Raw genomic sequence first — 14,887 nt, 5'->3', positions numbered from 1 at the left:
TCATGAACAACAATATTTCAAATATCATCAATAAAGCCTGCAGGATACTGGCAATTCCTGCCGTATTGTTCTCGATGGGCTCCTGCAATAAAGTGCTTGAGGAGACTCCCTATTCATTCTATTCCCCTGAGAATTTTTATAAGAACGAAAGTGATGCAAAGATTGCCATGAACGGTGTGTACAGCGCCCTGTACACCTGGGAAATGTACCAGCAGCCATTCTGGAACCTCACTGTGCTGGACGATGATCATGTGTCAGGCGCCGACTGGTTCCTGGGTACTTCAGGCGCCGGAAACCCGCAAGGGTATTGGGGCGTGGATGGTCCCTGGGTAGGTTGTTACACCATTATCGGAAGGGCAAACACTGTGCTGGAAAATGTAAGTAAGATCGAAACCAATATAGATCCCGAGATCAAACAAAGGATCATGGGCGAATGCTATTTCCTTCGCGGCTGGGCCTATTTTCAGTTAGTGCAGTTATACGGAGGCGTGCCTGTAAGACTGGAGACTTTATCAGAGGACCCCATAAGGAGTAAGCCTCGTTCTTCCGTGGAAGAAGTGTATGCCACAATCATAGCTGACTTCAAAAAGGCAGAGACCATGCTTTTCCCGGCGGGTCATGCAAAGGCCGGAGAACTGGGCCGTGTAACACGCGGGCTCGCCAAGGGTATGCTTGCCAAAACCTATCTCACCATGGCCTCCGGTTCAGCAACCGGTAATGTGAGCGTACGTGGCGGGCAGGACAATGGTTATTATACCTACGCAAAGACCGTTGTGGCCGGATACGAGAACATCAACAGCAAGCAGTATGCTGAACTGGCCCGCGATAAAGCCATGGAACTGATCCTCGATAATGAATATTCATTATACGATAGCTGGAAGGAACTGTGGGCCAAAGGCAGCCGTAACCGGAAGGAACATATGTGGGAAGTGCAATCCATGACAGGAACGGCGTTCATGAATAATCTTCACAATTACTTCTCGGCGCTGTCCACATTCGGAAGGGGGGCCACCTGGTTCACCAACCATCACTATTCAGATTATGAAGACGCCGATCTCCGTGCGCTCGATGGTGTAGTGCATAATTATACCACCAATACCGGTACCCCTTATTTTTATCCGAGCTGGAAGGCAGCCATCTATAAAAATCTGAATGGCATTGTCTACAATAACAACGGAACCACTGACGACAGGGCTTATGTGATCAAATACGCGTCTGTGTCTGACCCTACACTGGCCAACAGTGATGCTTACTTTCCGCTGATGCGTTATTCCGAGATCTACCTCATCTATGCAGAAGCTGCCAACGAAGCCAATGACGGTCCAACCACAGAAGCCTATACACAGTTGAAAAAGGTGCGTGACAGGGCGCATGCTTCCGAAGCGCCGGCCGGTATGGACAAGGAACAGTTCCGCAGTTTCATTATTGCCGAGCGGGCGCGGGAATTTGCGCTGGAAGGTATTCGCCGTTTCGACCTGATGAGATGGGGCATTTACCTGCAGGTGATGAACAAGATCGGCACCGGTCAGAACAATATCTCCAAAGTAAGGGCGCCAAGGAACCTGCTGCTGCCCATCCCTCTGAGTGAGATCAATTCAAACCAGGCCATCAAAATCAATAACCCCGGTTGGTAAACCATTCTTCATTTTCAAATTGCCTTATATGAAAAAGCTGTTCAAATCTATATACCTGCTTCTTCCGGTAATGATCTTACTGGCAGCGGCTTGTAAGAAAAGCAAATCGGTGGATGCTTCAGCACCTAAGATCACCGGCGTTACCAGTTTAACAGACCGGAACAACGCTCTCAGTGCCACGGATTACGGCACCTGGATCATGATCAAGGGACAACACCTGGCAGGAACACAATCTGTAGTATTCAATACTGTGGCGGCTGCTGACTCTCTGATCTGGTCAGATGATACCAGCGTGACCGTCAAGATCCCGGCCGTATTGCCACATCCTTCAGAAAACCCCATCACCGTAACCACCCCCTTCGGATCAGACACATATCAGTTCCTGATCCTTCAGCCCGCTCCTGTGATTTATTCATTCGATCCGGTAGGAGGACAGCCTGATGATGAAGTGACCATCAAAGGCGATTATTTTGGAGGTGTAACAGAAGTGAGGTTCGATAATACACCGGCACAGATACTGTCTTCCACCAAAAGTGAGATCCGGGTGAAAGTACCGGCTGGCGTGCAAATGGGCTATATCCATGTGACCACCGCAAGTGGTACCGTGAAGTCAGGGCTGATATTCGGTTATGCTTATATGATATATGCCGATGCCCCGGCTGCCACATGGTACAATAGCTCCTTCGGTGGAACGTTTGCCCTCAATAACAGTACGCCAGTCAGAAGAGGAAGCAATTCAGTTAAATGCACCTGGAATGCATACGGCGCTTTTCGTATTTCCAAAAATGCTCCCACGTTAAGTACGGCAGGTTATACGGGAATCAAGTTCTCCATTTACGTGGGACAAAATTCAATAGGTAAAAAAGTGAAAGTGTCTGCCAGCGGAAACGAAACATTGGGCTACACACTTACCATTAACGAAGCGGACAAATGGCTCGATTTCCAGATTCCATTTACCAATCTCGGTAACCCTGCAACACTTACCAATGTGATCATCAAAGAATTCTCCAACCTGGCAAGAGAAGTTTATCTGGACGATATAGGATTGTATTAAAAAGAAAAGAACCATACCAATATGAATTTCGATTTGAGATTGAAGCGCTTGAAGGAGGAACATGTATCACTCATCACCAGACCCAATATTCCTGAAGAAACCGGCAATGGTATTTTCAAAAGGCATCGGTATCCTGTGCTCACGGCTTCGCATACGCCTCTGTTCTGGCGGTACGACCTGAACCCGGCTACCAACCCTTATCTCATGGAAAGGTTCGGCATCAATGCCGTTTTCAATGCCGGAGCGATCAGATCCGGCGATAAATATGCCCTGGTGGCCAGGGTGGAAGGGGCAGACAGGAAATCATTTTTCGCCGTGGCAGAAAGTGAAAACGGAACAGATAATTTCCAGTTTCGGCAATATCCCATTCATATGCCATCACTCGCAGGAGGGGATACCAATCTCTACGACATCAGGCTGGTACAGCATGAGGATGGATGGATCTATGGCCTTTTCTGTACCGAAGAGCGGGATCCTGCCGCTACTCCGGGCGACCAGACCAGCGCTATTGCGCAATGTGGAATTGCCAGGACCAGGGACCTGACGGACTGGGAGCGGTTGCCCAACCTGGTGACCCCTTCGCCCCAGCAACGGAATGTAGTGCTGCATCCTGAGTTCGTAAACGGGCAGTACGCTTTTTATACACGTCCGCAGGACGGATTCATTGAAGCTGGTAATGGCGGTGGCATTGGCTTCGGGCTTTGCAGTAATATTGAAAAAGCGGTGATCACGGAAGAAATGGTGATCGACCCTAAACGATATCATACCATTTATGAAGCGAAGAACGGCCTGGGGCCGGCTCCTATCAAAACAGGGAAGGGCTGGCTGCACCTGGCGCATGGCGTAAGGAATACGGCTGCCGGGCTTCGTTACACGCTCTATCTCTTCCTCACGGACCTTCAGGACCTCACCAAAGTGATTGCAAAACCTGCCGGTTATTTCATGGCACCAGAAGGGATGGAAAGAACAGGGGATGTGTCCAATGTACTCTTCTGTAATGGATGGATCGCAGATCCGGATGGAACAGTATATATTTACTATGCATCTTCGGATACACGCATGCATGTGGCTGTTTCCTCTGTTGACCGTTTGCTGGATTATGTGCAGAATACAGCCCCGGATGGATTCAATTCCGCAGATTCAGCCGGCAGGGTAAAAGCATTGGTGGATGCAAACCTGGCTGTAGCCGGTATGCACAATGCGTAAATATTATAAACTATCAGGGTAAATACTGCCCTGTTAGTTTAAACTGTCAGTTTCTATCGAATTCGGAGAAACTGACAGTATAAAAGTACCATTGCTGATGTCTGGTATAATTATCGTGTTTTATAGTAATCCTCACCCCCTTATTATAACCTCTGGGATGAACGATAATAACGCCGTCAGGCTGTTTGGAAATGTATTTGTCGGCAATGTTTTTTGTAAATTCCTCAATCAGTTTATCCCGTTCCCTTAAAACTTCCTCCTGCGATGCTGAAACATACATGATGTATGAATAGGACGACAGGTCTGGGTTTCCTACTGAATAACATACCCTGTTCACTGCATAGGGGCCAACTGCAGGCTTGTCTTTTTTATTCAATTTCTTTTGATAATAACAACTTCCCTGTTTATGTTGCCGTAAATAGGCGGCTTCAGGAATTTCATAGAAGATATTGTTTTCATTCAATCCTTTCCTCACTTTGAACTTTGACAGGAAATTATCTACATAACTGATATCTGATTTTTCCTTTTCCCTGGCCTTTTCAAATGGGCGGAGAAGTGATATTACGGTTTGGTTGTAGATTGATTGAGGATATTTCTGCTGAAAATTCAGATATTCTTCTTCTTCATTTTCATCCATCGAAGCTATGAGGTCATTGTTGATCTGCTGAAGATCATATCCAGACTGAGTTTTGGCATTCATCAATAAATTGATCGTATAACCCAGGGTTAGATATGCTTTATGATAATCGCTGGAAGAGCGCTCATTGCGTGCGCTCCTAAGATCGATGATATCGATATGACTACGGGTTTCCTTTCTGACCAGTTTTCCATTTTCATAGATCTGAGTCTGTATTTCATTTGCGGGGAACCAGATCCGGTAGGTGTACACTGGTGAACTGCCGTGGAAATAGAAATGGTGAAACCCAAGATGGTAAGCCTTTGACAGATCGATATCTTCCGTGATCTCCAGGATTTCTTTGTTGCCCGAAGTTTTCCGGACAGCATGTGTTGCCAGTTTATTATAGTACCAGATCCTGAAATTTTCCTTCGGGAAACTCAGGGTCTGCGGATCATTTTCGTTGATCTTATAAGGTAAGCCCTCTGCACGGCTTTGATTCTTAGAAATAAGCGCTGAAAGGGAATCGAGACTACGGGAACTGATTTCCTGTGCCCAACTCAATGAAACAGATAAAATAAATATAATGAGTACAGCTATTCGTTTCATGACTGTATTAGTTTTGGGCCAGTGTCTGTAATCTTTTGATGTACCTTGCAAATACCTCTTTAAATTCCATGGCCATTATAAAAGGAATGAAATCCTCCTTGAACTCTCTGTTTATAACGCTTTTCAGAATGGTGATCTCCTGGTAGGCAATGGGTAATTTTTCTGAAAAATCAGCTGTGATTACTGCTGTGTGTTCAGAAATATTGCTTACTCTTATTTTAACGATCTTTTCCCAGGGAACATTCGGATAGGTCTTACTGTAGGAGCCATGTCTGTCGCCTTCCACCGATTCCGGAACATTGTTATAATAGAACTGATTGCCTGTAATCTTCTGATCCAGGAAGATTTTGCGAACGAAGCTTTGATAAGATGGACACAATTGAAAGATCTCATTCATTCTTTCCATTACCTGTGCCGAGGACATTTTCTCTACCTGCTCTTTATTCATCTTCGCAGCAGCTTTTGCAAATTCCGGATTGACAGATTCCGGTTGGGAAGGAATTGCCCGCTGGTCATTGATCAGCAATTCACCTGATTTTGGCTTTGATGCCTCCTCTCTTTCTTTCCTTTTCTTTTCTTCGAAGGCGAGCCTTTTTGCCTCCTGTTCCGCTTTCTGTCTGAGCGCATTTTGCTCATCCAGTTTTTTTTGCTCCAGCTGTTTGGCCTGCTTTTCCTGTTGTTTCTTTTTGCTGCAGGGCGCGCATCCGCATTCATTGTTGGCTCTGGGAGCATCCGGGTTGCTGCTGGCTTTGCTTACATAATAGGCGCAGTGCATACAATTGGTATTATGCTCCTGGGCAGCCAAAGCCTGAACGCATGCAAAGAACAGCAGATTTAAAAAGAGAATTTTCGTTTTCATGTTATTTGTGTTTGCAGAGGACGGGCAATATAGTTGCAAACCTAGGTTTGAAGGAATTCCGGTGCAATACTCCCAAAGGAGTATTTTTTCAGATCAACCCGTGCAGGATACCGGTCTTTATCAATTGAGAGGTATTGCGGGCATTCGTTTTTTTGAGGATATTCTTGCGATGGGTTTTAACGGTAAGCGGGCTGATAAAGAGTTTTGCGGCGATGGCTGTGTTATCCAGCCCATCTGCCAGGAGCCTGATGATCTCTATCTCCCGCCTGCTCAGGTTGGGCTGTACCGGATTTTCATGGGGCGACAGGTTGATGAATGAAGGCTCACCCTCCAGACCCAGCAATGAATACTTGTAATTGCTGGTCTGCGCAATATGGTCTATACGCGTATGGATGTTCAGCGATTTTCCCAGCCCGCCGTTTGGGTGGAGTGTCAGCAGAATTGCCTGGTGATTCAGCAGCGCATAGCTGCCATCCGCCATTCTGCTGCGGAAGGAGTAACTCATTTTGTATTTCAGGAATTGCTCCGGCTTTAGTTTTCCGAAATAGAAGCCGGCAAGCGCCTTTTCAGTAGCAGCAACAAATTCAAGGTCCTCAGGATGAATGGTGGCTAGTATATCATTGAAAGTGGTGGCGCCAGGTTCCAGCCCGTGGATCTCTTTGATGGAGCTGCTGATATTGGAGATCGACATATCGAAGAAATCCACCACGTAGAAGTAAAACGGTCCCATACTGATGATCTTTGAAGTGAAGTCTTCAAAGGCAGGAATAGGTAGCTCCTGTTGCTCTTCAGCCTTTCTGGTCTGATCCCAGACCCGGTGCAGTTTTAAAATGGCGTTTTCCATGTATGGATTATTACCGTACCTGTCAGCTTTCCGTGGCCAGGACTGGCAGGTTCACGAAAATAATGATAACCCTTCATCTATTGATCAATGGGGCTGATATCTTCAGGAAACCTTAAAATTTACACCCAGTTTCCGCAAGCTGTTTTTATTTATGGATTTATTGTAAAATTGTGGTCAAATACCCCTCAACCTGTATGAAACCAGTTTTGCTGCTTCTGGGCCTTAGCATAATGACCCTGGCCTCTCTTGCCCAAAAACCTACCATTACCTGGGGCGAAGATTTCAAACTCAAAAAAGGAAGTACAGATATCAGCGTGATTTATACCGATAAAAGCGGTGTGTACCTGGAAGAAAGCCATATGACAGCCAAAGCATGGATCTCTTTCGGAGTTGGCGGCCGTGGATCTGCCTCTTTGGTGAAAGTAGACAAGAACCTGCAGGAACTCTACAGAGTGGATTTCAACAGGGAACTGAAAGGAAAGGAATTTGTAGAGTTCTTTCCATTCAGGGATAAATTGCTCATCATTGCCTCCGAATACCATAAGCGTGAGAACACTTTAGATGTGCTGGGTGCGGAAATAGATAAGAATACAGGTGAAATAAAAGAAACCTGGAAACCCATCACCAGCTTTCAGAAAGAAGAGAAAAGAGACAGGATAGAATTCAAACTGATCCCGAACGCAGACAGCAGCAGGATTGTGGTGATCAGTACTGTCGGCGGAAAGGAAAGGCAAAGTTACCGCGTGCAGGAATTTGACCAAAAGCTGAAACCCGCGTCCAAAGCCGCTACCATCAGCAATGAGTTTGAAGCAAAGACCTACCAGCTGGAAGACCTGATCTACACACCGGAAAAGAAGATCGTTCTGGTTGGGCGTGTACTGGAATACCAGGAAGGAAAAAAGAAAAGAGAGAGATTCCTCGATTTCGCTAATTATAATATCCGCGTTTACGACGAATCAGGCAAACAACTGAATGAGATCAACACCAATATCAACGGCAAATGGCTCACCAGCACCAAAGTGATGGTAGGGAAAGGCAAAGACCTTATCCTTGCCGGTTTCTACAGTAAAGAAAAGAAAGGCAAAACCACGGATGGCCTGATCGTTCAGCGCATCGACCCCAATACCGGAAAAGTGCTCAGTACAGCTGACAAAGCCATCAACAATTCAATGCTCACCACTGATAACGGAGAGGCGGAAGTTGACAAGGAGGATGATAAAGACGAAGAAAGCAGGGCCGAAAGAAAGGAACGGGAAAGGCTTGCCAAACTGAAGGATGAAGGAGAGGGCTTCAGCAGGTATGTGAAATTCCGGGATATCTTTTATACTTCCGATAACGGGCTGGTAATACTGGCCGAGCATTACAATTTATATATTTATACCACATCCTACTATACGCCGGGAACCGGCACTACCGGAGGATATACCACCTACCAGACCAACTATGTATATGATTGCGGGGACATCATGATGGTGAAACTGGATGCCTCCAATGAGATCAGCTGGTTACAGATCCTTCCCAAATCACAGCGGGAATATATCCGTGGCATCGATATGTATGGAGTGAACGGGGCTTCTGTATCCTATAGTTTCTTTGATGGGACAGGACGCCCGTTCTATGCAGGTTTCGGGACCATCCAGAAAGACAATGAGATCAGGATCATTTTCAACGACAGTCCTAAAAATGAGGATGTGCTGCAACCAGGTAAAAAGGTCAGCAGGATCACCAGCTACGGAAAATCAGATTGCTTCATTGTAACACTGGATGGGCTAACGGGTAAGTATACCCGAAAAATGTTCTTTTCCAACCGGGATGTTCCAACTGCCATGCCAAGGCTGGGCTCAGTGATCGGTAAAGAAATGTACCTGGTTGGCAAAACCGATAGAACGATGGGGAAAAGCAAACTGGCCATAGCTAAGATCACCACTAATTAATCCGCCTGCATGTCTTTCAGCTTCAAAATAGCCAGGAATGGCTCCAACCAGTACAACAGCAATATCACGCTCAGTGAGTGGTTATTGTACATAGAATGGGACGATGAAATGCAAAGGCCCGATGGAAAGGAGTTCATGGATGCTGTACGTGCCTACATCGACAGCAGGCCGGGGTATTGCGAATGGACCGGTCACCCGAAATATCACTTGCTGTATGAGCGGCCCGCCTTTGATCACCAGGATGATATGATAACGGTACATGGGGTGGATAAGGAAACGCTGATCAAAATGTTTGCAATTGCAGCTGCTTTGCAAGCCACTGTGCACAGTCCTGATGGAGATATACTGGATAAGAACAATATTATCAACCCGGAGGCTTACGTTGAAGAGGAGCGGGGAGAAAAGCCCTGGTGGAGGTTCTGGTAATTTTCTCTTCAGATTTCCTGAACGGTTCATTGAAGTTATCCGGTGATTTATATGCCCGGATCTGCCTTTCATTACAAATTTGCCTCATTTTGGCAATGCTATTCGCTTGCTTTGCGTGAAATAAACCTGTAATGAAGAAGTGGATTTGCTTGTTGGCAGTACTTTGCTCCATCCATTCTGTAATTGCCCAGACGGGCGGTATGAGTGCAAAAGAAATGGAGCGGCTTTCAAAAATGAGTCCTGCTGAACTTGAAAAGTACCAGAAGGATATGGTCCGGAAGCTCGAAAAACAGGCGCAGGCAACTGCTGCGGCGGGTAATCTGCGACTGGACGAAAGCCTCCTGCAAAGCAGTTCCCTGAAATTACCTGAACTTGATTCGCGAAGGATCAACCTGATTGCAACCACACCATTCTCTCCGGAAACAATGCATACACAGGTCAATGGCCTTTTGCAGGCTCTTAAGAAAGTGGTACCTGTTACCCGGTTGAAAAGTTACGATTCACTGGCAACCATAATTCCGGTTGCAGAAACTGAAGCTGCTGCTATTGCCCATTGGTATCGTCAGGATCCCCAAGGTGCGCTATACCTGGCTCTGCAGGCCGTTGTGCGGAAGCCGGCCGACCTTTTACAGGTGAATAACCTGGCGGCCATCCTGAATATGCAGGCGATGCCACACAGGGCCATTCCGCTCCTGGAATACTGTCTTCAGAAAGCTCCAACAAGCAGCATGGTGCTCAATAATCTCGGGCAATCCTGGTTGAACCTGGGCGATATCCCACAGGCTGAAGACCTTTTCGCCCGCTGCCTCACCATCGATAGCCTCAACCCTGAAGCCAACCGGTCAATGGGAATGATCCACCTGGCAAAACAGGAGCCGGAGGCAGCAGCACATTGCTTTGCCAGAGAAGAGGAAGTAACGTACCGTCGATCTTCCCTGGCCCATCTGGCAAAAGCAGAAAACCGTCACCTGCTCGATCTTTCCGCGCTACGTGAAAAGAAAATGAAAAGGGAAGGAACCAATAACAGAGACCTTTTCGAAGAGATCAGTTTGTCGAAATTCTATATGCCGGAGTTTCCGTCTGACAGTAAATTTTCGGATTCCTTACAGCGAAAAAATAAATGGTATGCCAGATCTGTGGATGAAGAGATCAAATTCTGGTCTGTAGCAGGTATTCCCGATGCTGCGGAGAAGCAAAGGGAAGGAAACAAATTGCCAGGGCTTTACAGTGAACTGGTTACTGAACTGATGGCGGACCTCGACAATACCTATATTCCAAACCTTGAACTGTTCACGGAGGCAGACCATTCGCAGTTGCTCCTGTTCAATGCGGAATTCGCACAAAAGCTCCGGGAAGTTCAATGCCCTCCATTCCCAACCGGCAATAATGTAACGGCGGAAGTGATCATGGCATATGAGCGTAAATGCTGCGATAAAAAGAAACCCATAATAGATCAGTATCTCCGTCAGTACAATGATGTAGTGCGGAACAGTATCGGTATCGTACAACCGAGATGGAAAACCTATCTCAATGCAGCCATCAATATTGTACAGTTGGATCCATCTCCTGGTAACCGGCATACGGTGTATTCCAGGGTGGCGCAATATTTCGTGTTCCTTCAGCAGGCGGCGGTAGCAGGTAAATTCCATTTACCGCCATCAGAATGTCATGTTCCGATGACAAGGGCCCAGGCTGACTCGGTACTGTTGCAGGCCAAACATGAATTGGATTTCAATTGTCCGGAATGGCTGAAGCTGGAAGTGCCCGTAAAGGCAGCTACCCTGAAACTGGACTGCCAATCATTCAGCTTCGAAGCAGACATGTACGGCCTCCTGCATGCTGGTATTGAAAAGCAGTTTAAATCAGGTACCTCCACGCTTTGGGTGTCCGCCGGTGTAGACGAGAAATTCAGAGATTTTGCCAAAGTGGAAATGACCGGTAAACTTTATATCACCTGGGACCAGAATAATAAGTTTTCCGATGTGGGATTGAAAGGAACGGGAAGTATCAGTGTGGATCAGCTGGGCAGCGCAGAATTCGGATATGGCTTTGCCTTGAATGCAGGTTTCAATAGCCAGACGGAATTAAAGAATACATTCAGTGAGAATCTCGACAAAGCGATTAAGTATATCAAATAATACAACACTTGATCTAATGAACAAAGGCCGCTACATCACGGCCTTTGTATTTACCGGACCGGATTATTATCCGGCCGGGTTACATGAGCTATTGTTTAAAGCAGAGAAATCAGGGCTTGACATAACGGTAAAGTACACCCCCTGATACCGGTGAAACGGCCCAGCCATGGTCCATATCGGGGAAATGAAGGTCTGCCAGGTAGTCGGGCGTTTTCATCATTTGCGTGATACCGGTTGCATCGAACTTTTGCACACCAAATGCCTGCAGTACATATCCGGCATTGTTTACAGGTACTTCCAGGTGATAAGCATAGATGCCTGTCTGGGTAGGTGCCCACCAACTTCCACCTGCATCTGTGGAGGATGACAGCACTCCTGTTTTGTCGAGCCTGAACCCAAAATTCTTACTAGGAAAATTCATGAACTGTAGCGTATCTGTTGACCAAACGCCCGCACCATAAGTGCCACCCCCATTCTCTGTCAGATAGGGCTTCTTGCCATCAGCCAGAAGCCAACCTTTGTTTTCTTCAAAGAAACTGATATGGGTTACAAAATTGGTGAAGTTGGCAATGCGGTTCCAGTTTGCGCCGCCATCGACGGATTTGAACAGTCCGCCTTTGCCGGCCATATACCCTGTAGATGCTGTGGGGAACTGAATGGCATAAGCAAACTCCAGTGGGTATGGACTGGTGATCCAGTTACGGCCGCTGTCTGTTGTTCTGTACAGTTTTTCATTCTGTAAAGCCCAGCCGTGGGCGGCGTCGGAAAAATGAAGTTCGTAAAAGCCCGTGTCGGCGAGAGAGAATCGGGTCCAGGTATTGCCTCTGTCTGTTGTTCTCGCGATATTCTGCCCACATACATAACCGGTAGAATCATTCACAAAGAAAACGGTATGAATCTTTTCCACACCAGGCTGCAGTTTTGTCCAGCCGGGTACTGCCTCATATTGTACAGGACCAGGGCCCGGACCAGGACCGGGATTATCCGGATTATCAGGTTCTGCAACAGGTTTGTCTTTGCCGGAACAGGAGGCCAGTCCACTAATGATCAATGCAACTATCAGCATCGATATCCATTGTTTCTTACGCGTCATTGCTTTTCTTTTAGTCAATGAAAGAAGGTTCAACTGACTAAAATAGAAACGGGGAACAGGACAGAAAAATGAATATCATTGGATCGACTGATCAAACAGCTGAATAAACGAAAATAACTGTTGGACTAAGAGAACAAGACTACATCTCCCGCATAATCTTCTATCTCTATGTCTTCACCGTAGATTTCTTTGCCTAGCTCCTCATCATAATCCAGCATCTCCCTGAACACAGAATTGTATTTGATCTTAACAGCATTACCCTGCAGATAAAGATGGCCGCCTCCCGTCATCATAAATTCGCCGGCCGAGGGCAATTCCAGCTTATTGAACAGATAATCCTCCAGATCATGAAACTCCGCTTCGCGGTTTGCAGGAATACCTTCATTAAAGGAGATAATACCTTCATCATGCCCACATTCCCAGCTCACGGCAAGCTGAGCTTTTTCTTTCAGGAATGGGACCAGCCATACACGCAGTTCTGTTTCATAATCCAGCAAACGTTGCTGATGCTCCTGTTCGTATTTTTCCATCTGCGCTTCGGCTGACAATGCAGGCCCGCGCTTGTTTCCAAACAGCTGGTCGATGATCTTTCTAATGAGTCCCATTTTCTATTTCTTTTAATTGCTTCAGATCTGGTGTGTATTGCCACCGGTCTTTTAAAGATATATGTTGGAGAAGTTCGTTGATATGCTGGCCCTGTACATAATTGGCCAGTTCCAAGGCATAGTCCAGCCCCAGGATCTCGCGGGTCAGGAATATACCAAAATTGCTATGTGTAATGATCAATGAAGAACGAATGCCGGACATCAACAGCGGCTTCATGATGAATTCCTTCAATGTATTGTCTGATGGATAGATAGGCCGGATCATGTCCTGCAAACCTGCATCAGAATATTTGAACCAGTTGCTGAGCGTGGGGACCACATTCATCAGGTCTTCCTTGCAATGCTCGGCCGCAATATCCCTGACCAGTATTTTCTGGTTCGAGGAATTGGTCAGTATTTCACCGAACTTCTGAATGCATAGTTCAATGCCATAGGTGTTGTGCAGGAGCACCCTGTGTTTAACGTGGAAGTAGAATAGTTTACCTGAATCGATAAACTTGTGGATATCGAGATAATCCTCTGCTTCTCCACCGAATTTCTTCCTGGATAAAAGACTGTGTTTCCAGTAATTCATTATTATGCCGGCCTGATTAACAAGGCGCGGCTTCAAATATATACACTAAACTTTCAGATACAAACTGCCGTTTTTTTCAGTAAGTTTTTACACCTTCCCAGGTGCCGCTTTCCGGAATATCCCCGGTATCGTTTGTCCAGGTGCCACTCACTTGATCTTTTATGAAGAGTCCTTCAAAAACGGCTCCGCTGCTCACTTCGCCGCTGGTGCTTTTGTCGGCTGCCACTATTCCGGTAACCACTGCTGACTGACTTCCTGATTTAACAAGTCCCAGTAACTGGTTTTTCCGGACGATCACATTCCAGGTACCTTCCGAGCTTCCTTTGTATTTACCTTCATAGCAGCTTATCAGTGCATCCGATTTCTCTTTGAGCAGTATAACACGCGCATCAGGATGGCCTTCCACTATCAGGTCGGAAATAGCAACACCTTCACCATCGGCACCCACGGTGAAGAGGAAGGAACTGGCGCCGCTTTTAAATTGAAGCGTTGTGAACATCCCTTTTTGCAGGATACCCGTAGTGGTGAAATGATGCAGCCTGCCATCGATCCTGATGGTGGCTATCACAAATTCCGCATCGTTGCGGAGGTTCACCACAATCACCCCAGTGGATCCCACAAATATTCCTTTGTAAACACCGTAATTGCTGGAATTGTGTTCGGAGCGGGCAGTTAGCGGATTGTCATTTGCTGTATCTTTTTCTTTGGTGCAACGGGAAAACAGCAGCCCGCACAGGCAGATGCAGCCTGCAAGAAGCAATGATCTCATGAGGTATGCTTTGATTGGTTAAGTATGAAAGGAGGGGAGCCGCTAAATTAGTGATTATAGTCTGTAGGCCGATACCTGTATACAGTCAGACTTTATAAAATAAACCGGGCGCCTGTTGCGGCGCCCGGTCATTCAGTACCTTTTATTTTTAATACAGCATTCCTAAAAATTCATCGACAGATCCCGCGATCCGCGTAGCGTCGAAATCATAATCGAAAACATAGATCTCTCCATGGTTGTTTGCTCCGGTACCGATACAGATCATCGGGCTGCCGAGGGTTTCGGCAAACACCAGCAATTGCTGATCCCTGAAATATGAATCTCCTTTGAGATTATTCCAGGCAGCCTGCATTTCCGCGATGGTCATGAAGCGATGCAAGCTCAGTTCCTGCTTGAAATCGCTGTCTACATTCCTCATGAACCTGTCGCTCCCCGGAGTGATCACGGGAGGTTTGATAATGATGGCCTTCAGAGATTCAGGAATGACTGCGCCGATGGTAGTTTCCAAAGCCTGGATATCATTCAT

Annotated in this window: 14 protein-coding genes; 6 read left to right on the top strand and 8 right to left on the bottom strand. The window is 46.5% G+C overall.

What is annotated here, in order from left to right; translation table 11 throughout:
- Positions 1 to 2: 2 nt before the first annotated feature.
- From ACTHMC_RS28475 to ACTHMC_RS28465, 3 genes are read left to right on the top strand one after another with little or no spacing between them, the layout of a single operon-like run.
- Positions 3 to 1,634, top strand: a complete 1,632-nt coding sequence (locus ACTHMC_RS28475; RefSeq protein ID WP_440418475.1) for a RagB/SusD family nutrient uptake outer membrane protein — start codon at positions 3 to 5, stop codon at positions 1,632 to 1,634.
- A gap of 28 nt (positions 1,635 to 1,662) precedes the next feature.
- Positions 1,663 to 2,688, top strand: a complete 1,026-nt coding sequence (locus ACTHMC_RS28470; RefSeq protein ID WP_440418474.1) for an IPT/TIG domain-containing protein — start codon at positions 1,663 to 1,665, stop codon at positions 2,686 to 2,688.
- 21 nt (positions 2,689 to 2,709) lie between these two features.
- Positions 2,710 to 3,894 (top strand): glycoside hydrolase family 130 protein, encoded by a 1,185-nt coding sequence (locus ACTHMC_RS28465; RefSeq protein ID WP_440418473.1) that lies wholly within the window; start codon positions 2,710 to 2,712, stop codon positions 3,892 to 3,894.
- Positions 3,895 to 3,940: 46 nt separating this feature from the next.
- Here the strand turns inward: ACTHMC_RS28465 and ACTHMC_RS28460 are convergent, their stop codons facing one another.
- The 3 genes from ACTHMC_RS28460 to ACTHMC_RS28450 all read right to left on the bottom strand — a co-directional run bounded on the left by ACTHMC_RS28460 (position 3,941) and on the right by ACTHMC_RS28450 (position 6,822).
- Positions 3,941 to 5,119 (bottom strand): hypothetical protein, encoded by a 1,179-nt coding sequence (locus ACTHMC_RS28460; protein ID WP_440418472.1) that lies wholly within the window; start codon positions 5,117 to 5,119, stop codon positions 3,941 to 3,943.
- Between the two features lie 7 nt (positions 5,120 to 5,126).
- Entirely contained in the window at positions 5,127 to 5,978 is an 852-nt protein-coding gene (locus ACTHMC_RS28455) for a hypothetical protein (RefSeq protein ID WP_440418471.1), read from the bottom strand.
- An 88-nt stretch (positions 5,979 to 6,066) separates the two neighbouring features.
- Positions 6,067 to 6,822 carry a response regulator transcription factor gene (locus ACTHMC_RS28450; RefSeq protein WP_440418470.1) on the bottom strand — a complete coding sequence of 252 codons (756 nt, stop codon included), beginning with the start codon at positions 6,820 to 6,822 and terminating at the stop codon, positions 6,067 to 6,069.
- A gap of 194 nt (positions 6,823 to 7,016) precedes the next feature.
- Between ACTHMC_RS28450 and ACTHMC_RS28445 the strand changes: the two genes are divergently transcribed.
- The 3 genes from ACTHMC_RS28445 to ACTHMC_RS28435 all read left to right on the top strand — a co-directional run bounded on the left by ACTHMC_RS28445 (position 7,017) and on the right by ACTHMC_RS28435 (position 11,320).
- On the top strand, positions 7,017 to 8,756 hold the full coding sequence (locus tag ACTHMC_RS28445) for a hypothetical protein (protein ID WP_440418469.1): 1,740 nt from the start codon (positions 7,017 to 7,019) through the stop codon (positions 8,754 to 8,756).
- A gap of 9 nt (positions 8,757 to 8,765) precedes the next feature.
- Positions 8,766 to 9,182, top strand: a complete 417-nt coding sequence (locus ACTHMC_RS28440; protein WP_440418468.1) for a hypothetical protein — start codon at positions 8,766 to 8,768, stop codon at positions 9,180 to 9,182.
- 131 nt (positions 9,183 to 9,313) lie between these two features.
- Positions 9,314 to 11,320: a tetratricopeptide repeat protein gene (locus tag ACTHMC_RS28435; protein ID WP_440418467.1), complete on the top strand. Its 2,007-nt coding sequence runs from the start codon at positions 9,314 to 9,316 to the stop codon at positions 11,318 to 11,320.
- A 109-nt stretch (positions 11,321 to 11,429) separates the two neighbouring features.
- Here ACTHMC_RS28435 and ACTHMC_RS28430 read toward each other — a convergent pair whose 3' ends face one another.
- From ACTHMC_RS28430 to ACTHMC_RS28410, 5 genes are all read right to left on the bottom strand, one after another.
- Positions 11,430 to 12,413, bottom strand: a complete 984-nt coding sequence (locus ACTHMC_RS28430; protein WP_440418466.1) for a WD40/YVTN/BNR-like repeat-containing protein — start codon at positions 12,411 to 12,413, stop codon at positions 11,430 to 11,432.
- Between the two features lie 125 nt (positions 12,414 to 12,538).
- On the bottom strand, positions 12,539 to 13,018 hold the full coding sequence (locus ACTHMC_RS28425; protein ID WP_440418465.1) for a hypothetical protein: 480 nt from the start codon (positions 13,016 to 13,018) through the stop codon (positions 12,539 to 12,541).
- The gene (locus tag ACTHMC_RS28420; protein WP_440418464.1) at positions 13,005 to 13,592 is read right to left on the bottom strand and encodes a DUF6915 family protein; all 588 of its coding nucleotides are present in this window, start codon (positions 13,590 to 13,592) and stop codon (positions 13,005 to 13,007) included. Before ACTHMC_RS28420 ends, ACTHMC_RS28425 begins: the two co-directional genes overlap by 14 nt.
- A gap of 76 nt (positions 13,593 to 13,668) precedes the next feature.
- Positions 13,669 to 14,361, bottom strand: coding sequence for a hypothetical protein (locus ACTHMC_RS28415; RefSeq protein WP_440418463.1), 693 nt, complete (start codon positions 14,359 to 14,361; stop codon positions 13,669 to 13,671).
- Positions 14,362 to 14,509: 148 nt separating this feature from the next.
- A complete protein-coding gene (locus ACTHMC_RS28410; protein ID WP_440418462.1) occupies positions 14,510 to 14,887 on the bottom strand; it encodes an SMI1/KNR4 family protein in 378 nt (125 codons plus the stop codon).

This window comes from Pseudobacter sp. (assembly GCF_051955275.1).
GTDB lineage: Bacteria > Bacteroidota > Bacteroidia > Chitinophagales > Chitinophagaceae > Pseudobacter.
Note: the sequence above shows the minus strand (reverse complement) of the source record. Positions and strands in the feature narration are given on the sequence as shown.

Excerpts from the sequence above, each read along its gene's own strand:
- ACTHMC_RS28475 (WP_440418475.1), top strand. The coding sequence starts at position 3 with ATGAACAACAATATTTCAAATATCATCAATAAAGCCTGCAGGATACTG.
- ACTHMC_RS28470 (WP_440418474.1), top strand. The coding sequence starts at position 1,663 with ATGAAAAAGCTGTTCAAATCTATATACCTGCTTCTTCCGGTAATGATC.
- ACTHMC_RS28465 (WP_440418473.1), top strand. The coding sequence starts at position 2,710 with ATGAATTTCGATTTGAGATTGAAGCGCTTGAAGGAGGAACATGTATCA.
- ACTHMC_RS28460 (WP_440418472.1), bottom strand. The coding sequence starts at position 5,119 with ATGAAACGAATAGCTGTACTCATTATATTTATTTTATCTGTTTCATTG.
- ACTHMC_RS28455 (WP_440418471.1), bottom strand. The coding sequence starts at position 5,978 with ATGAAAACGAAAATTCTCTTTTTAAATCTGCTGTTCTTTGCATGCGTT.
- ACTHMC_RS28450 (WP_440418470.1), bottom strand. The coding sequence starts at position 6,822 with ATGGAAAACGCCATTTTAAAACTGCACCGGGTCTGGGATCAGACCAGA.
- ACTHMC_RS28445 (WP_440418469.1), top strand. The coding sequence starts at position 7,017 with ATGAAACCAGTTTTGCTGCTTCTGGGCCTTAGCATAATGACCCTGGCC.
- ACTHMC_RS28440 (WP_440418468.1), top strand. The coding sequence starts at position 8,766 with ATGTCTTTCAGCTTCAAAATAGCCAGGAATGGCTCCAACCAGTACAAC.
- ACTHMC_RS28435 (WP_440418467.1), top strand. The coding sequence starts at position 9,314 with ATGAAGAAGTGGATTTGCTTGTTGGCAGTACTTTGCTCCATCCATTCT.
- ACTHMC_RS28430 (WP_440418466.1), bottom strand. The coding sequence starts at position 12,413 with ATGACGCGTAAGAAACAATGGATATCGATGCTGATAGTTGCATTGATC.
- ACTHMC_RS28425 (WP_440418465.1), bottom strand. The coding sequence starts at position 13,018 with ATGGGACTCATTAGAAAGATCATCGACCAGCTGTTTGGAAACAAGCGC.
- ACTHMC_RS28420 (WP_440418464.1), bottom strand. The coding sequence starts at position 13,592 with ATGAATTACTGGAAACACAGTCTTTTATCCAGGAAGAAATTCGGTGGA.
- ACTHMC_RS28415 (WP_440418463.1), bottom strand. The coding sequence starts at position 14,361 with ATGAGATCATTGCTTCTTGCAGGCTGCATCTGCCTGTGCGGGCTGCTG.
- ACTHMC_RS28410 (WP_440418462.1), bottom strand. The coding sequence starts at position 14,887 with ATGAATGATATCCAGGCTTTGGAAACTACCATCGGCGCAGTCATTCCT.